Consider the following 16,678-nt stretch of genomic DNA (forward strand, 5'->3'; position numbering starts at 1 on the left):
GGACACATCGGCCACGATGGTGGGGTGACCATCACCGTGCTGATTCCCCACGACGACGGCGTGACCGCCCTGTCGGAGGTGCCCGGCGTGCGGGCCGTGCGCTACGACGTCGACGCCCTCGCCGAGAGCCTGCCCGCCGAGGCCGCCGAGGCGGAGGTCCTCATTCCGGGGGCCAAGCCCGCCACGCTGCGGCCGCTGCTCGACGGCATGCCGAGGCTCCGGTTGATCCAGCTGCTGTCCGCCGGTGCCGAGGACTGGACCGACCGGGTCCCGGACGGGGTGCTGCTCTCCACCTGCCGGGGAGCACACGGTGGCAGTACCGCCGAGTGGGTCATGGCGGTGCTGCTGGCCACCTATCGCGGCCTGCCCGCGTTCGCCGAGGCGCAGCGCGCGCGGACCTGGAGCCCGCAGACCACGCAGACGTTGCAGGGCAGCCGGATCCTGGTCGTGGGGGCGGGCGACGTCGGCCGGCAGTTGCGGCGCAGGCTCCTGCCGTTCGACGCGTGGGTCACGATGGTCGGGTTCACGCCGCGTGACGACGTGCACGGCGTGGAGGAACTCCCGGCGTTGTTGCCCGACGCCGACGTCGTCGTGTTGGTGACCCCGCTGACGTCGCGCACGCGGGGACTGGTGGACGCGGCCTTCCTGGGTGCGATGCCCGACGGTGCGCTGCTCGTGAACGCCGCGCGGGGAGCGGTGGTGGACACCGACGCGTTGCTGGCGGAGCTCACGGAGGGCCGGTTGAGCGCGGCGCTCGACGTCACCGATCCGGAACCGCTGCCCGCGGACCATCCGTTGTGGACCGCGCCGAACGTGCTGATCACACCGCACGTCGGCGGCGCGGTCCGGGACGCGCGGCGCCGTTCGTACCGGGTGGTGGCGGCCGAGATCGAGCGGTACGTCCGCGGTGAACTGCCCGACAACCTGGTGCAGGGCGAGTACTGACCTCGCCCCCGGTGCGACGGCCCGAGTCAGGCTCCCTCGGCGAGGACCTCGGTGCTCCGCGGTGTGGAGTCGGCTCTCAGCAGCACGACACTCGTCGTCCTGGGGTCGGTGGCGGGCCAGCCGGGTGAGGACTCGATCGCCTCGCCGGTCCGGACGGTCGCGGCGGCCGCGTAGGTCACCGTCGCGTGAGCCGGCGGAGGGATCGTGGCGACCACGAGGTGCCGTCCGCTACTGCATCACGGATCCGCCGAAGTAGTCGTCGTCGTCCGGGTCGCCACCCTCGCGCGTGGGCCCGGGCGTCGTACCGGGCCCCGGCGTGGTCGCCGACGGCGGGCCGCCCGGCTCGATGATGTCGTCGAGGTCGTGCCCCTCCTGGATCATCGCGTAGGCCTGGCGCATGCCCTCGACGCCGCCCTCCAGCGCGGTGCGGACCTGCGGGTCGTCGAGGAACCGTCCCGCGGCGATGTCGTTCCAGGACAGGTCGCCCTTGTCGATGCGGGCCTGCAGCTCGCGCAGCTCCTTGGGGGCGTCCTTGCTACGGGCGTGTTCGGCGATCTGCTCGACGTCCTGCGGTGAGAGGCTGGACTTGGCCATCTTCGCGTCGAGCTGCTTCGCGCTGCTGATGGTGCGGTCGAGGCCGAGCTCCGCCTGTTCGAGCTGCGCCATCGCCGCGGCGATACGGGGATCGCGGGAGAGGTCGGGGCCGGTCATCAACACGCTCCGGAGTGGGTGGGCGGACCTGGGTTGCTCGGTGCCGTCGGCGTTCGACGGCGTCGTCGTGACCTCACCGCCGGTCCTCCACCGACGTCACGACGACCCAGTGCTCGTACTCCTCTTCGGACACCGCGACGATCGGGCTGCCCGTCGGTGAGACGGCGACGAACTCGAACGTCGACGTGCGTTCCTGGAAGACGGGGAGGAAGCCTCCTCGCTCGGGCGGGCGGGCGCGGACCCAGGGCAGGGTCGAGGCGCCGGGGCCGGTGAGGCAGATCAGGCACGCGCCGTCGGCGTCGAACAGGCCGACGTCACGGCCCGTGTCCCGCCACGCCTGTTCGGTCCGGTCCAGAACGTCGTCGGCGTCGTCGTCGGAGTCGATGCGGACCCGGGGAACGACGCCCCCCGAGGCCGCGGCCTTGATCGCCGCCAACGGCGTGACCCCGGAGGCGTCGTCGGCCTCCCCGAGCACCGTGAACCCCGCGGCCTCCAGGACGGCGATCCGGTCGGCCCGGGTCACCTTGCCCGCCATGCTGTCGTCCCCCTGTTCGATCAGGACGGCGGTGTGACGCCGTAGAACATGTGGTGGCTTCCGCCGATCTGACTGTAGCGCTCGATGTCGTTGTTCGACGCGGTGCTCCAGCCGAAGTCGACGCCTTCCCGGGACGGGTCGCCCTTCGGTTGACCCGCGTGGAAGTGCGGTCCCGGTGCGTTGGGATCACTGGTGTGTTCGGCGATCACCCGGGAGCCGTTCTCGGTCTCGAACTGCATGTAGCGGCCGTGCGTGCCGAGGTCCTCGGAGTGCCGGTAGTTCGGTTCGCCGTAGCGGGTGTAGTCGTTGCCGACCTCCCACGCCGCGTCGGGTTCCGTGCCCTGCGGGATACCGGCCCGGTCGTAGGCGGCGTTCATCGCCTCCTCGCGGGTCTGGTAGTAGGTGTTGCACGCCGCGAGTCCCCACGGGTCGAGCCACAGGGTGGGGTTCGGAACGTAGGCACTCGGGTTGGCCGCCGGCGCGAGTCCGAGCGGGTCGTTGCTGACGTAGCGCCCGGTCTCCGGGTCGTAGTGCCGCTGGTAGTTGTAGTGCAGCCCGCTCTCGGCATCGTGGTACTGGCCGGGGAAGCGCAGCGGCATGGAGACCGGCATGGAGGTCGGCATGGAGGTCGGCATGGCCGCGGCGGGTTCGGCCACCGTGTCGCCCCAGACCGAACGCCTCGCGTGCCAGGCGAGCCTGCCGTGCGCGTCGACGAGTTCGGTCGGCGTGCCCACCAGGTCGGTGACGATCGAGTAGAACTGCTGGTCGATCCACTCCCGGGCCGCGGTGTTCGCCCGGACCCGGGTCACCTGCGTGAGCGGACGGAACGAGCCGGGAGCCCAGTTCCACGTCGTCGCGTGGCCTGTCGAATGGGCCTGTTCGGCGAGCAGGGTGCCGTCCCAGGTGAACGCGGTCTCCTCGGCGACACCGCCGTCGGGGGACAGGCGCTGTTTGGCGATCCGGCGGCCGAGCGCGTCGTAGCGGTAACGCCAGCGCGCGCCGTCCGGGGTGGTGACGCCCACGAGCCGGTCCTCGGCGTTCCAGGTGTAGTGCCAGATCTCCGGTTTGCGCGACAGCCGCGTCTTCTCCCGCCGCACCAGCCGTCCCTGCGCGTCGTGGTGGTAGCGCACGGAACCGGCCGTCTGCACGCGGTTGCCCGCGTACTGCCGGGGGCCCGCGGTGTCGGTGCCGGGCCAGGACGCGGCCGTGATGTTGCCGAGCGCGTCGTAGGAGTAATGCTCACGCCAGTTCCGGCCGGTGACGCCGGTGATGCGCCCGACCGGGTCGAGGGTGAACCGGCGGGCACCCGCGAGCCGGTCGTCCACCCCCGTGAGGTGTCCGTCCGGCTGGTAGTGGAACGTGCGCTCCTGAAGGATCCTGGCCATCGGGGCCACCGGTCCGGGACGGCCGGGGGCGGGCAGCGCGGAGATCGTCTGGGACAGCAGCCTGTGGCCGGGTGTCCACGACTGGGCCAGCACCGTCCCGGTGTCGACGACGCGTTCGATCTCGCGACCGGCGGCGTCGTAGCCGAAGGTCAGGGACCGGCCCGCGGTGTGCAGTGTCGTCGGCCGGTGGTTGACGTTGTAGGCCCAGCTCGTCTCGTTGCCGGTCGGCGTCAGGCGATAGGTCCGGCGACCGGCCGCGTCGTAGGCGTACCGGCTGATGCGGCCGTTGACCGTCTCGCTCAGCACACGCCCGAGCACGTCTCGCCGCAGCGTGACGTCGGCGTCGTCGTTGACGGCCCGCAGCAGCCGGCCCATCGGGTCGAACTCGAAGTGCGACACCGCTCCCGCCGCGTCGCGCTCCCGGACGCGGTCGCGCTCGTCGTAGGTGAACGTCGTGACCTCACCCGCACCGTTGGTCCGCGACGTCAGCCTGCCCGCCGCGTCGTAGGTGTAGCGCAGGATGCGGCCGTCGAAGTCCCGCTCCTCGACGACCCGGCCCGCCGCGTCGTAGGTGTAGGTCCATACCAGACCGCTCGACGTGCGCACGTTCGTGGGCCGCAGCGCGGTGTCGTAGTCGTACTCCACCCAGGAGCCGTCCGGCAGCACCTGGCGCCGCGGCAGGTCGAAGTGCGTGCTCTCGTAGCGGGTCGTGCGGCCCATCGCGTCGACGTAGGACACGGTGTTGCCCTCGCCGTCGTAGTGCCACTGCTCGGTGGCACCGTGCGGGTCGGTGCGCGCCACCACCTTGCCCTCGATGTTGTAGCGGAATCGGGTTCGCGCGCCGAGCGGGTCGATGGTCTCGACGATCCGGCCGAACAGGTCGCGCACGTGCTGCAGGCTCGCGCCGGTCGGGTCGGTGATCACGAGTGGGAGACCGGCGTCATTGGTGCGGACCGTGCGCGTGCCGCCGACCTCGTCGACGGTCTCGACGAGGTGTCCCCGGTCGTTGTAGGTGTGCCGCTTGACCGCGCCCGCCGGGTTCGTGACGGCGACGAGGTTGCCGCGCTCGTCGTAGCTGTGGCGCCAGACGGCTCCGTCCGGCTCGGTCACCACCACGGGACGGCCGAACTCGTTGTACTCCGCCGTGGCCTGGCTGCCGTCGGGGTGGGTGATCGCGGTCAGGTTGCCGTCGGCGTCGTAGGAATAGCGGGTGGTGCGGCCCAGCGGGTCGGTCCGCGAGAGCAGCCGGTTGTGCTCGTCCCACTCCGACACCGTCGTCGCCCCGAGCGGGTCGGTGCGCACGGCCACGTTGCCCCGCTCGTCGAGCTGATACGTCGTGATGTTGCCGAGAGAGTCGGTGAAGCGGGTCGTCCGCTGTTCGGTGTCGTAGGAGAACGTGCCGTTGAGGAAGCCGTCCGCACCCTGGTTGGCGATGCAGCGTCCCTGCGCGTCGTAGAGGTAGCGGTACCACTCGCCGTTGCGGTCGGTCCACTGGACGATCCGGCCCTCGTCGTCGTACTGGAAGCGCATCGCGCGGTTCGACGAGTTCACCACGTCGGTGAGCAGCCCCTCGGCGTCGTAGCCGTAGCGCATGACCGTCACGGGACCGGCCTGGCTCTCCTGCGCGTCGCGCAGGCGGAGGGCGCTCACCCGGCCGTCGGCCGTCTCGACGTCGACGTGGTAGCCGCAGCCATGCCGCACCGCGGTGAGGACTCCGGCGGAGTCCCGGTCGAGCTCGATGCGGTTGTCGTTGTGGTCGCCGATCGCGGTGAGCGGGACGACCGGGCCGGACGTCGCCGAGGCGTCGAAGTGGAGGACGCGCGCCGGGTCTCGCCGGGTGATGGTGTAGCCCGTCTCGGTGCGCTCCAGCGGCCAGCGCGGCCCGGTCTGCGGCAGCACCCGCGCGCCCGGATCGGGCAGCGGGTAGACGAGGATCACGCCGTCGTCGGCGACGTAGACCACGCCCTCGGCGTCGATCTCCAGCCGCTGGTCCAGTGTGGACGCCCAGTTGCGGCCGAACAGCCGTCCGGCGCGGTAGCCCGAGATGTGGGTTCTGCGCAGAATCAGCGGGAGCACGCCGGGCAGTTGCAGGTCCGTCTGGCCGAGCACGACCTCGCCGCTGGCGATGTCCACCGGGTCGTTCTCGCACACGCGGAAGTCCTCCGGGGTGCGGGTCGTCTCCGGGTCCTGAGGTCGTGCCGAGGTGTCGTTGCCGCTGCCGGACCGGTTGGTGTTGTTTCCGCCCCCGTTGCCCGTGGTGCCGGAGGAGGAGGTGTCGCCGGTGCTGCTGCTGGAGGCGGTGTTCTGCTCCCGGGCGCTCGCCCGCTCGTCGGCCAGTCCCCGCGCGTTCTCCGACGCACTGGAGGCCGACGTGCGGAGGTCGCCGGCCGCGCTCGATGCCTGGGTGGCGCCGTCCTTCACCTGGCCCGCGCCGTCCTTGACCTGGTTGACGCCGTCGCGGACGCCACTGGCGACGGTCAGGACGTCGCTGATGCTGTCGGCGCTGCCCAGCTCCGAGAGCGCCGTGCCCACCGCCATGATGCCGTTCACGACCTCGGTGGCACCGTTGATCATGGCCTCGATGCCCGCGATGAGGTCCATGATGGCGTTGTAGATCTGGATGCCGTCGTAGACGAGCTTGACGGCGCGGCCCCAGCCGACCACCGGGATCGGCAGCATCGCCGCCGCCTCGATCAGCTTGTTGACCAGCTTCTCGATCAGAGCCAGCGCTTGGTCGCACGCACGCTTGGACCCGTCGGCGACCTTGTTGAGCGCGAAGCCGATCAGCTTGGCGGCCTGGGCGTCGGCCTCCAGACCCACGGTCCACGTGACGCTGATCAGGGTGGAGAAGCTCTCCGCCGCGGGCCCCTGCCAGGAGGGCCTCAGCTCCTCCGCCCCGGCGTTGATGTTCTGGCGTACCGCCTGCAACGCCTGGCAGACCTTGTCCCACTCGGCCGCAGCGTTGCCGATCTTCTCGAAGTCACCGGTGATCGGCGTGATGATCGAGGACACGAGGTCCTCGCCCACGACCTTCTGCCAGACCCAGTTGACGGCCTGCACCTGGAAACCGGCGTCGGCGATCGCCTGCTCGATGGCGGACTCGCCGGAGGACTCGTCGCCGCCCTGGAGGAGATCCTGTGGTTTCACGACCTCGCGGTACGCCGCCATCAGGCACTCCCCACCGAGAAGTCACCGGAACCGTCGACCAGGCTGCCGAGCCGGTCCATCTCGGAGCGTGAGGCCTCGTCGCGGGCCTCGTACTGGTCGGCCGCGGTGAGGAGGTTGTCGCGGACCTCGCCCATCTTGCCGCTCGCGAAGTCCAATGTGTCGGCGTACAGCCCGACGACGCCGGTGACCACGGGCGCGAGCAGCGCCAGCAGCCCGGTGTAGCCGCTCGTGTCGCCGCCCTTCTCGGTGGCGTGCCGGCTGATCGCCGACAGGTGGTCCGCCTGCTGACTCAACAGTTCGGCGCAGCCGCGCAGCTCCGCGGGTTCGACATGATGGCCGCCGCCGTTCGACATGGTGCATCCCCCAGTGACATCGACGCGATCTCCGATGTGACGTGCTCACGCGGCATCGGTTCCCGAAAGGGGCACATCGTGAGCGGGCGTTACTCTACGCTGCCCGCCCATGACGGTTCACAACAACGACGGATTCGACGCACCGACGACGGCGTTTGCGACCGACGCCTTCGACGACAGCGGGTTCACCACTCCGGACGCGGTCGCCGGCGGGACGGGAACGGAGCCCGAACGCCCGGCCGAGTCGATGCACGGGGGAGTCGACTTCGGGCTCTTCGTCATCCGGATCGCGGTCGGCGGCCTCATGATCGCCCACGGCCTGCAGAAGCTCGGTCTGCTCGGCGGTCCCGGTATCGACGGCTTCGCGCAGGCTCTCACGGCGATGGGGTTCAGCGACCAGACGACGCTGCTCGCGTGGGTCACCGCACTGTCGGAAGTGGGCGGTGGCGCGCTGCTGGTCCTGGGACTGTTCACGCCGTTCGGCGCGGCGGCCGTGCTCGGTGTGCTCGCGAACGCGGTCTACGGGAAGCTGGAGAGCGGCTTCTTCGCCGCGACGGGCGGGTTCGAGTTCGACCTGCTGATCGCGGTGGTCGCGTTCGCGTTGCTCTTCACCGGTGCGGGGCGGGTGTCGCTCGACAAGAACACCCCGTGGCGGCGCAAGCCGTGGCCGCTCGGGCTGGTCTCGCTGGTGATCGCCGCCGGGCTGACGACGGCCGTCATCGTGCTGTTCCGGTGAGGACGTGGGGGCGAGCGGCGAACCGGGTCGCCCCCACGCCCTCCGCTCACTTGTCCGGGTTGCGCACGGCGCCGGTGTCGGCGGAGGTGGCCATCCGCGCGTAGGCCCGCAGCGCGGCGGTGACCGGGCGCTCCCGGTTCACCGGCTGCCACGGCTTCTCGGACGCCTCCATCTTGGCGCGGCGCTCGGCGAGCACCTCGTCGTCGACGAGCAGTTCGAGCTTGCGCTCGTGCACGTCGATGAGGATCTCGTCACCGGTCTCCACGAGCCCGATCGTGCCGCCCGCGGCGGCCTCGGGCGAGATGTGGCCCACGGAGATGCCCGACGACCCGCCGGAGAAGCGGCCGTCGGTGATGAGCGCACACACCTTGCCGAGTCCCGCGCCCTTGAGGAACGCCGTCGGGTGCAGCATCTCCTGCATGCCCGGCCCGCCCGCGGGGCCCTCGTAGCGGACGACGACGACCTCGCCCGGCTGCACTTCCTTGTTCAGGATGGCCGACACGGCCTCCTCCTGGCTGTCCACCACCCGGGCGGGGCCGGAGAAGCGCCACAGTTCCTCGTCGATGCCCGCGGACTTGATCACGGCGCCGTTCTCGGCGAGGTTGCCCCGGAGGACCGTGAGACCACCGCTGGCCGTGTAGGCGTGGGCGACGTCACGGATGCAGCCGTTCGCGGCGTCGGTGTCCAGCGACGACCACCGGTTCGAGGTCGAGAACGCCTCAGTGGTGCGCACTCCGCCCGGGGCGGCGTGGAAGAGCTCCAGTGCGCGTTCCGACGCCGAGCCGCTCCGGATGTCCCACGTGGACAGCCACTCCTCCAGCGTGGCCGCGTGGATCGCGTGCACGTCGGTGTTGAGGAACCCGCCCCGGTGGAGTTCGCCGAGGATCGCGGGGATTCCGCCGGCGCGGTGCACGTCCTCCATGTGGTAGTCGGAGTTCGGGGACACCTTGGACAGACAGGGGACCTCGCGGCCGATCCGGTCGATGTCGTCGAGCGTGAAGTCGATCTCGCCTTCCTGCGCGGCGGCGAGGATGTGCAGGACCGTGTTGGTGGACCCGCCCATCGCCATGTCGAGCGCCATGGCGTTCTCGAAGGCCTGCTTGGTGGCGATGGAGCGGGGGAGAGCGGACTCGTCGTCCTCGCCGTACCAGCGCTTCGCCAGGTCGACGACCGTCCGGCCCGCCTCGGTGAACAGCTCCCGGCGCGCGGTGTGGGTCGCGAGCGTCGAGCCGTTCCCGGGCAGGGAGAGGCCGAGCGCCTCGGTGAGGCAGTTCATGGAGTTGGCGGTGAACATGCCGGAGCACGACCCGCACGTCGGGCAGGCCGACTGCTCCACAATCGACAGTCCTTCGTCGTCGACGGAGGAGTTGGCCGACGCCGAGATCGCGGTGATGAGGTCGGTGGGCGCGTGGGCGACACCGTCGACGACCACCGCCTTGCCCGCCTCCATGGGCCCGCCGGAGACGAACACGGCCGGGATGTTGAGCCGCATGGCGGCGTTGAGCATCCCCGGAGTGATCTTGTCGCAGTTCGAGATGCACACCAGGGCGTCCGCCTGGTGAGCGTTGGCCATGTACTCGACCGAGTCGGCGATGATCTCGCGTGAGGGCAGCGAGTAGAGCATGCCGCTGTGCCCCATGGCGATGCCGTCGTCCACGGCGATGGTGTGGAACTCGCGGGGCACGCCTCCGGCCTCACGGACGGCCTCGGCGACGACCTCACCGAGGTCCTTGAGGTGCACGTGTCCCGGCACGAACTGGGTGTAGGAGTTGGCGATGGCGACGATGGGCTTGCCGAAGTCGCTGTCGGTCATGCCGGTGGCGCGCCACAGGGAGCGAGCTCCCGCGGCGTTGCGGCCGTGGGTCGTGGTTCGGGAACGCAGAGCAGGCATGAGCCGACTCTACGCCCGCCCACCAGGTGGGAAGCCGCCGGTCGGGGTGCTAGCGAGCGTCCCGGTCCTCGGACACGGTGTCGTCGGTCCGGTCGCTCTCCGGGTTCTCGCCTGCTCGGGCGTCGGTGGCGCCCTCCGCGTCACTCCCCGCGGCGCCCGTGCCGTCCTCGTTCTTCTCCGGTTCGTCGGCGGGCTCGGACAGCAGACCCGACGGGTCGGGGACCCGGCCTTCGCTGACGAGCGAGAGCACGGGCAGGTGCCGCGTGCGCACGGACGGCAGGGCCACCTTCGTGTCGTCGCTCAGCACCGCGACGACCGACGCCTTGGGTGTGAGGGAGAAGCCCTTGAGCGCGTCCCACGGGAGTTGCCGGGTGCCGAGCATCGTGCGCACCTCCAGGCCGTCGCGGGTGGCCACCGTGCGCGTCCGCATGATCCAGACCGCCACGGCGATCGGCACGATGAGCAGCGGCAGGAGGTAGGGCAGCGTGGCGGCGAAGGGGAACATGCACATGAAGAGCATCAACACGCCGATCAGGGCGGTCCCCGGGATGCGGAAGACGGCCCGGTGGCCCTTCTCGGGAGTCTGAACGCCGGTCGTATCGTCGCCGGTGGTGCCGTGCTGTTCCGCAGTCATGGTCGTGTCCTGCTCTCGTTCCGCCACACCTCTGATGGTGCACCGCAGGCGGGCCGCAGTGCCATCCGGGGGCGTCCGATTGTCGGTAGGTCCAGTATTCGGGATCACCATCCCGCAGAGTTGACACCTCTCGATGAAGACCGTTAACGTCGAGGCCGTGACATCGCAGCTCGTTCTCGTAATTCCTCCGCGCGTCGACGCGTAGGGGAACGTTTCTCTGCGTCGACGCGCGACCCTCGTGCGACCACACCTGGTCGGCGAGGGTTTTTTGTTGCGCGGACCACGTCGGAGAAGCCGCATCACCAGCGAGAACGACAGCCCCGACCGGCACGAACATCGAGACGAACACCAACCCAACCACCGGACAAACCCACGAGGCGAGAACCGATGACTAGCGCCACCTCGCGATCGGACACGACCGCCGGGACGACTTCCCCCGCGGCGTCGCCCGGCCACTCAGGACCCCGTCCCAAGCCGACTCCGCCCGCAGGAACCCCCGTTCGGGTGACGGGCGCGCAGTCGCTCGTACGGTCCCTCGAGGCCGTCGGCGTCGAGGTGGTCTTCGGCATTCCCGGTGGCACCATCCTTCCCGCCTACGACCCGCTGCTCGACTCCACCAAGGTGCGGCACGTCCTCGTGCGGCACGAGCAGGGCGCGGGCCACGCCGCGACCGGGTACGCGCAGGCGACCGGCAAGGTCGGCGTGTGCATGGCCACGTCCGGCCCTGGGGCGACCAACCTGGTGACCCCGCTGGCGGACGCGAACATGGACTCGGTGCCCGTGGTCGCCATCACCGGACAGCAGACGCGCGGCCTCATCGGCACGGACGCCTTCCAGGAAGCCGACATCTGCGGCATCACCATGCCGATCACCAAGCACAACTTCCTCGTCACCGAGCCCGCCGACATCCCGAGGGTGATCGCCGAGGCGTTCCACCTCGCGAGCACGGGCCGCCCCGGCCCGGTCCTGGTGGACATCCCCAAGGACGTGCTGCAGGAGACGACGTCGTTCGCGTGGCCGCCCGAGATGCACCTGCCGGGCTACCGGCCCACGCTGCGTCCGCACGGCAAGCAGGTCCGGGAGGCGGCTCGCCTGATCACGCAGGCCCGGCGCCCGGTGTTCTACGTCGGTGGCGGCGTGCTCAAGGCCGGTGCGTCGGAGCAGCTGCGGGAGCTGGCCGAGCTGACGGGCATCCCGGTGGTGACGACCCTGATGGCGCGGGGCGCGTTCCCCGACTCCCACCGGCAGCACCTCGGCATGCCCGGCATGCATGGCTCCGTGGCGGCGGTCGCCGCCATGCAGCGCGCCGACCTGCTCGTGGCGCTGGGCGCACGGTTCGACGACCGGGTCACGGGCCGGCTGGAGTCGTTCGCGCCCGACGCGCAGGTGGTGCACGCCGACATCGACCCGGCGGAGATCTCGAAGAACCGCAAGGCCGACGTGCCGATCGTGGGCGACTGCGCCGAGATCATCACCGAGCTGGTCGACGCGGTGAAGGCCGAGACCGCGAACAGCGGCACGGCCGACCTGTCCGCGTGGTGGCTGCAGCTCGACTCGTGGCGCGACACGTTCCCCGCCGGATACGAGTGGCCCGCGGACGGCACGCTGGCGCCGCAGTACGTCATCGAGCGCATCGGCGCGCTCGTGGGTCCCGACGCCATCTACACGGCCGGGGTCGGGCAGCACCAGATGTGGGCGGCGCAGTTCGTCAAGTACGAGCAGCCCCGGACGTGGATCAACTCCGGCGGCCTCGGGACCATGGGCTACGCCGTGCCCGCGGCCATGGGCGCCCAGTTCGGCAGGCCCGACAAGCAGGTGTGGGCCATCGACGGCGACGGCTGCTTCCAGATGACGAACCAGGAACTCGCCACGTGCGCCATCGAGGGAGCGCCCATCAAGGTGGCCGTCATCAACAACGGCAACCTCGGCATGGTGCGGCAGTGGCAGAACCTCTTCTACTCGGAGCGGTACTCCAACACCGACCTCGGCACGCACAAGCACCGCATCCCGGACTTCGCGCTCCTCGGCGAGGCGCTGGGCTGTGCGGGGCTGCGGTGCGACACGAAGGAGTCGGTCGACGACACCATCCGGCGGGCCATGGAGATCAACGACCGTCCGGTCGTGATCGACTTCGTGGTCGGCAAGGACGCCCAGGTGTGGCCGATGGTCGCCGCGGGCACGGGCAACGACGAGATCATGGCGGCGCGGGGGATCCGACCGCTGTTCGACGAGGACGAGGTGTCGCAGTGAGGCCTGCTCACACCGGACAGCGAAAGGAACGGAAGCGCCCATGAGCAACCACACGTTGAGCGTCCTGGTCGAGAACGTGCCGGGCGTGCTCGCCAGGGTGTCGGGCCTGTTCTCCCGGCGTGGCTTCAACATCGAATCGCTTGCCGTGGGACCCACGGAGAATCCCGAGGTGTCCCGGATGACGATCGTGGTCGCCGTCGAGGAACAACCACTCGAACAGGTGACCAAGCAGCTCAACAAGCTCGTCAACGTCATCAAGATCGTGGAACTCAGCTCGTCCCAGTCGGTGCAGCGGGAACTGCTGCTCGTCAAGGTGAGGGCCGACGCCACGGTGCGGAGTCAGGTGCTGGAGACCGTTCAGTTGTTCCGCGCGAAGGTCGTCGACGTGTCGCCGGAAGCGCTGACGATCGAGGCCACCGGCACCGCGGACAAGATCAACGCATTGCTGCGCATGCTGGAGCCGTACGGCGTGCGTGAGCTCGTGAAGTCGGGCATGGTCGCGGTGGGCCGGGGCGCCCGCTCGATCACGGCGACGGCGACCCGCTGACGCCCCGCCGCCCAACCGAATCGAAAGGAAGTACCACCCCTCATGTCAGTTGAGATCTTCTACGACGCCGACGCCGACCTCGGCATCATCCAGGGCCGCAAGGTCGCCGTGATCGGGTACGGCAGCCAGGGCCACGCGCACGCGCTGAGCCTGCGTGACTCCGGGGTCGACGTCCGCATCGGGCTCGCCGAGGGGTCGAAGTCGCGGGCCAAGGCCGAGGAGGAGGGCCTGCGCGTCCTCACGACGGCCGAGGCCGCGGCCGAAGCCGACGTGATCATGATCCTCACCCCGGACACGAAGCAGCGGGCCATCTACGAGCAGGACATCGCGCCGAACCTCAAGGACGGCGACGCCCTGTTCTTCGGCCACGGCTTCAACATCCGCTACGGCCTGATCAAGCCGCCCGCCGACATCGCCGTCGCGATGGTGGCGCCCAAGGGCCCGGGCCACCTCGTGCGCAGGCAGTTCGTGGACGGCAAGGGCGTGCCCTGCCTCATCGCCGTCGAGCAGGACCCGAGCGGTGACACGCAGGCGCTCGCGCTGTCGTACGCGGCGGCCATCGGTGGTGCCCGGGCGGGCGTCATCAAGACGACGTTCACCGAGGAGACCGAGACCGACCTCTTCGGCGAGCAGGCCGTGCTGTGCGGTGGCGCGTCGGCCCTCGTGCAGACCGGTTTCGAGGTGCTGACCGAGGCCGGCTACGCGCCCGAGATCGCCTACTTCGAGGTGCTGCACGAGCTCAAGCTGATCGTCGACCTCATGTACGAGGGCGGCATCGCGCGCATGCGGTACTCGATCTCGGACACCGCGGAGTACGGCGACCTCACCCGGGGCCCGCGCGTGATCACGCCCGAGGTCAAGGAGAACATGAAGGCCATCCTCCGCGAGATCCAGGACGGCACGTTCGCCAACGAGTGGGTCTCCGAGGACGAGCAGGGCCGCCCCAACTACAGCAAGCTCCAGCAGTCGGGTGAGCAGCACCCGATCGAGGAGACCGGCCGCAAGCTGCGCGGTCTGATGTCGTGGGTGGACCGGCCGATCACCGAGACCGCCTGATCCGACACCTGATCTGACGCCGCCGTCGGGGCCCGGAGCACGACGTGTCCCGGGCCCCGACGGGCGTCGTTTCCCGGAGGCCGTTCCCGAGTGTCCGTGCGGGACGGTATGTCCTACCGTGGCGCCCCATGACGAACGATTCCCTTGTCATCGACGACAAGTCCGGCGTGCGCGACGAACTCGACCTCTCCGGTGCGCTGTGGCGGAGTCTTCCCGGGCTGGCTGCCGAGTCCGACGACGCGGGCGGCACCCTGGAGTACGCCTTCGTCACCCACAGCGATGCGGTGACGTACGTGGCGCTGCGGCAGGGCACCGGCACGGACGCCACGGTGCTGGTCTTCACGCCGTCCGAATGGGACGCCTTCCTCCTCGGCACCCGGGCCGGAGAGTTCGACCGTCCGTACTGAACCGCTCACGCTTTCGGTCGGCGTGTCCGCGTTCCCGCGCGGACACGAGCCGTGGCCCGCTCGTCCGGTGCACAGTGTGGGAAACGTTGCCCCAGCGCGTCTTTTCGCCGCCGACGTATTGCGGCGGCGGGGCCGTCCAGGACTAGACTCCGAGCTTCGAGGACACAGTGTCGTGGCCTGCCAATGAGCGTCTGCGAATGGCCCCAATTCCTGAGACGAAAGGCGCATCGTGAGCAATTCCAGCCAGCCCGTCGTTCTCCTCGCCGAGAAACTCGCCCCGTCCGCGGTCGCGGTCTTCGGTGACGAGGTCGAGGTCCGGCATGTGGACGGTACCGACCGTCCCGCGCTGTTGCAGGCGGTGAAGGAGGCCGACGCGCTGCTGGTGCGATCCGCCACCAAGGTCGACAAGGAGGTCCTCTCCGAGGCCGCGAAGCTCAAGGTCGTCGCGCGGGCCGGTGTGGGTCTCGACAACGTCGACGTTCCCGCCGCCACCGAGCGTGGTGTGCTCGTGGTCAACGCGCCCACCTCCAACATCGTGTCCGCCGCCGAGCACGCCGTCGCGCTGTTGCTGGCCGTCGCGCGGCGGGTTCCGGCCGCGGACCAGAGCCTGCGCAGCGGGGAGTGGAAGCGCAGCGCCTACACCGGCGTCGAGCTGTCCGGCAAGACCGTCGGTGTGGTCGGCTTCGGCAAGATCGGGCAGCTGGTGGCCGCGCGCCTCGCCGCGTTCGACACGACGCTGCTCGCCTACGACCCCTACGTCTCGCCCGCGCGTGCGGCGCAGCTGGGTGTCGAGATCGTCTCGCTCGACGAGTTGCTGGAGCGCTCCGACGCCATCTCCATCCACCTGCCCAAGACGCCGGAGACCAAGGGCCTCATCGACGCCGCCGCGCTCGCGAAGGTCAAGCCCGGTGTGCTCCTGGTGAACGCGGCTCGTGGCGGGCTGGTCGACGAGAACGCGCTCGCGGACGCGGTGCGCGAGGGCCGGGTCGGCGGCGCCGGTATCGACGTGTTCTCCGAGGAGCCCACGACGTCGAGTCCGCTTTTCGAGCTGCCCAACGTCGTCGTGACGCCGCACCTGGGCGCGTCGACGCGGGAGGCGCAGGACCGCGCGGGCACCGACGTGGCCAGGTCCGTCCTGCTCGCGCTGCGCGGTGACTTCGTGCCGGACGCCGTCAACGTCGCGAGTGGCACGGTGGGCGAGGAGGTGCGCCCGTACCTGTCGTTGACGCAGAAGCTCGGCACCGTACTCTCCGCCTTCAGCGCCAAGGCGCCGGCGTCGGTGTCCGTGACCGCGGCGGGTGAACTCGCCAGCGAGGACGTCAGCGTGCTGCAGCTGGCCGCTCTGCGCGGCGTGTTCTCCGGCGTCGTGGACAGCCAGGTGACGTTCGTGAACGCGCCCCGGCTCGCCGAGGAGCTCGGTGTCGAGGTCAGCGTGTCCACCCAGCCGGAGAGCCAGAACTACCGCAGCCAGGTCACCGTGCGGGTCGTGCACGCCGACGGCACCTCGCACTCCGTGTCCGGTGCGGTGACGGGCAAGGACGAGGTGCCCAAGCTCATCGCGGTGAACGGCAGGCACTTCGACATCCGCGCCGAGGGCCACATGCTGTTGCTGGAGTACCCGGACCGGCCGGGCATCATGGGCCGGGTCGGCACGCTGCTCGGAGAGGCCGGCATCAACATCGAGGCCGCGCAGATCAGCCAGACCACCGACCGCTCCGACGCTGTGATGCTGCTGCGTGTCGACCGTGCCGTGGGCAGCCACATGCTCGACCCGATCGGCGCCACCGTCGACGCCCGCAGGATCCGGGCGCTGAGCTTCGACTGAGCAGACTCCGGTATTCGCTTCCGAAACCCCGCCGCAAGCGCGTCCCGCGTGGCGCGTGGAGCAGGACCACCGCTCCCGGCGGGGTTTTCGGCTGTGTGGGCGGGGGCGACCCCGAGCCGTTCCCACGAGCTGGGAAACCGCGTCGGTCGGCGGCGACATTTCCACTATGGATCGACGAGGGCGCGAGAGCGTGGCACATTGCACCGCTTTCGAGTGCCTTTTCGCTCGGTCCTTA

The 16,678-nt window shown here is 70.2% G+C and carries 14 protein-coding genes; 7 read left to right on the plus strand and 7 right to left on the minus strand.

From position 1 onward, the window contains the following. Positions 1 to 24: 24 nt before the first annotated feature. Positions 25 to 945, plus strand: coding sequence for a 2-hydroxyacid dehydrogenase (locus tag SACAZDRAFT_RS18000; protein ID WP_005444066.1), 921 nt, complete (start codon positions 25 to 27; stop codon positions 943 to 945). A gap of 26 nt (positions 946 to 971) precedes the next feature. On the opposite strand, the gene SACAZDRAFT_RS18005 is transcribed toward SACAZDRAFT_RS18000, so the two are convergent. From SACAZDRAFT_RS18005 to SACAZDRAFT_RS18025, 5 genes are all read right to left on the minus strand, one after another. Further along, the gene (locus SACAZDRAFT_RS18005) at positions 972 to 1,160 is read right to left on the minus strand and encodes a hypothetical protein (protein WP_005444069.1); all 189 of its coding nucleotides are present in this window, start codon (positions 1,158 to 1,160) and stop codon (positions 972 to 974) included. A gap of 13 nt (positions 1,161 to 1,173) precedes the next feature. Beyond that, positions 1,174 to 1,656 (minus strand): hypothetical protein, encoded by a 483-nt coding sequence (locus tag SACAZDRAFT_RS18010; RefSeq protein ID WP_005444073.1) that lies wholly within the window; start codon positions 1,654 to 1,656, stop codon positions 1,174 to 1,176. A gap of 73 nt (positions 1,657 to 1,729) precedes the next feature. Further along, positions 1,730 to 2,191 (minus strand): hypothetical protein, encoded by a 462-nt coding sequence (locus SACAZDRAFT_RS18015; RefSeq protein ID WP_005444074.1) that lies wholly within the window; start codon positions 2,189 to 2,191, stop codon positions 1,730 to 1,732. Between the two features lie 20 nt (positions 2,192 to 2,211). After that, a complete protein-coding gene (locus SACAZDRAFT_RS18020) occupies positions 2,212 to 6,744 on the minus strand; it encodes a DUF6531 domain-containing protein (RefSeq protein ID WP_005444076.1) in 4,533 nt (1,510 codons plus the stop codon). Beyond that, on the minus strand, positions 6,744 to 7,097 hold the full coding sequence (locus SACAZDRAFT_RS18025; RefSeq protein ID WP_005444077.1) for a type VII secretion target: 354 nt from the start codon (positions 7,095 to 7,097) through the stop codon (positions 6,744 to 6,746). The genes SACAZDRAFT_RS18020 and SACAZDRAFT_RS18025 overlap by 1 nt, the downstream gene beginning before the upstream one ends. 109 nt (positions 7,098 to 7,206) lie before the next feature. Here SACAZDRAFT_RS18025 and SACAZDRAFT_RS18030 point away from each other — a divergent pair, with 109 nt between their 5' ends. Then, on the plus strand, positions 7,207 to 7,833 hold the full coding sequence (locus SACAZDRAFT_RS18030; protein WP_005444078.1) for a DoxX family protein: 627 nt from the start codon (positions 7,207 to 7,209) through the stop codon (positions 7,831 to 7,833). A gap of 46 nt (positions 7,834 to 7,879) precedes the next feature. Here SACAZDRAFT_RS18030 and ilvD read toward each other — a convergent pair whose 3' ends face one another. Both ilvD and SACAZDRAFT_RS18040 read right to left on the minus strand, forming a co-directional pair. Continuing rightward, positions 7,880 to 9,724: a dihydroxy-acid dehydratase gene (ilvD, locus tag SACAZDRAFT_RS18035; protein WP_005444079.1), complete on the minus strand. Its 1,845-nt coding sequence runs from the start codon at positions 9,722 to 9,724 to the stop codon at positions 7,880 to 7,882. A 49-nt stretch (positions 9,725 to 9,773) separates the two neighbouring features. Beyond that, complete coding sequence (locus tag SACAZDRAFT_RS18040) at positions 9,774 to 10,358, minus strand: PH domain-containing protein (RefSeq protein ID WP_005444080.1); 585 nt, start codon at positions 10,356 to 10,358, stop codon at positions 9,774 to 9,776. Positions 10,359 to 10,745: 387 nt separating this feature from the next. Between SACAZDRAFT_RS18040 and SACAZDRAFT_RS18045 the strand changes: the two genes are divergently transcribed. The 5 genes from SACAZDRAFT_RS18045 to serA all read left to right on the plus strand — a co-directional run bounded on the left by SACAZDRAFT_RS18045 (position 10,746) and on the right by serA (position 16,443). Then, entirely contained in the window at positions 10,746 to 12,608 is a 1,863-nt protein-coding gene (locus SACAZDRAFT_RS18045; protein WP_005444081.1) for an acetolactate synthase large subunit, read from the plus strand. Positions 12,609 to 12,648: 40 nt separating this feature from the next. Next, positions 12,649 to 13,155 carry an acetolactate synthase small subunit gene (gene ilvN, locus SACAZDRAFT_RS18050; protein ID WP_005444082.1) on the plus strand — a complete coding sequence of 169 codons (507 nt, stop codon included), beginning with the start codon at positions 12,649 to 12,651 and terminating at the stop codon, positions 13,153 to 13,155. 42 nt (positions 13,156 to 13,197) lie between these two features. Continuing rightward, on the plus strand, positions 13,198 to 14,211 hold the full coding sequence (gene ilvC / locus SACAZDRAFT_RS18055; RefSeq protein WP_005444083.1) for a ketol-acid reductoisomerase: 1,014 nt from the start codon (positions 13,198 to 13,200) through the stop codon (positions 14,209 to 14,211). 128 nt (positions 14,212 to 14,339) lie between these two features. Continuing rightward, positions 14,340 to 14,618, plus strand: coding sequence for a DUF397 domain-containing protein (locus tag SACAZDRAFT_RS18060; protein WP_005444085.1), 279 nt, complete (start codon positions 14,340 to 14,342; stop codon positions 14,616 to 14,618). A 229-nt stretch (positions 14,619 to 14,847) separates the two neighbouring features. Continuing rightward, positions 14,848 to 16,443, plus strand: a complete 1,596-nt coding sequence (gene serA, locus SACAZDRAFT_RS18065) for a phosphoglycerate dehydrogenase (protein ID WP_005444086.1) — start codon at positions 14,848 to 14,850, stop codon at positions 16,441 to 16,443. Positions 16,444 to 16,678: the final 235 nt, after the last annotated feature.

This window comes from Saccharomonospora azurea NA-128, from assembly GCF_000231055.2.
GTDB classification, from domain to species: domain Bacteria; phylum Actinomycetota; class Actinomycetes; order Mycobacteriales; family Pseudonocardiaceae; genus Saccharomonospora; species Saccharomonospora azurea.

What these genes read in the sequence shown, in the direction of transcription:
- SACAZDRAFT_RS18045 (WP_005444081.1), top strand. Translation starts at nt 10,746, where the DNA reads ATGACTAGCGCCACCTCGCGATCGGACACGACCGCCGGGACGACTTCC.
- ilvN (WP_005444082.1), top strand. Translation starts at nt 12,649, where the DNA reads ATGAGCAACCACACGTTGAGCGTCCTGGTCGAGAACGTGCCGGGCGTG.
- SACAZDRAFT_RS18020 (WP_005444076.1), bottom strand. Translation starts at nt 6,744, where the DNA reads ATGGCGGCGTACCGCGAGGTCGTGAAACCACAGGATCTCCTCCAGGGC.
- SACAZDRAFT_RS18015 (WP_005444074.1), bottom strand. Translation starts at nt 2,191, where the DNA reads ATGGCGGGCAAGGTGACCCGGGCCGACCGGATCGCCGTCCTGGAGGCC.
- SACAZDRAFT_RS18025 (WP_005444077.1), bottom strand. Translation starts at nt 7,097, where the DNA reads ATGTCGAACGGCGGCGGCCATCATGTCGAACCCGCGGAGCTGCGCGGC.
- SACAZDRAFT_RS18030 (WP_005444078.1), top strand. Translation starts at nt 7,207, where the DNA reads ATGACGGTTCACAACAACGACGGATTCGACGCACCGACGACGGCGTTT.
- ilvD (WP_005444079.1), bottom strand. Translation starts at nt 9,724, where the DNA reads ATGCCTGCTCTGCGTTCCCGAACCACGACCCACGGCCGCAACGCCGCG.
- SACAZDRAFT_RS18040 (WP_005444080.1), bottom strand. Translation starts at nt 10,358, where the DNA reads ATGACTGCGGAACAGCACGGCACCACCGGCGACGATACGACCGGCGTT.
- ilvC (WP_005444083.1), top strand. Translation starts at nt 13,198, where the DNA reads ATGTCAGTTGAGATCTTCTACGACGCCGACGCCGACCTCGGCATCATC.
- SACAZDRAFT_RS18010 (WP_005444073.1), bottom strand. Translation starts at nt 1,656, where the DNA reads ATGACCGGCCCCGACCTCTCCCGCGATCCCCGTATCGCCGCGGCGATG.
- SACAZDRAFT_RS18060 (WP_005444085.1), top strand. Translation starts at nt 14,340, where the DNA reads ATGACGAACGATTCCCTTGTCATCGACGACAAGTCCGGCGTGCGCGAC.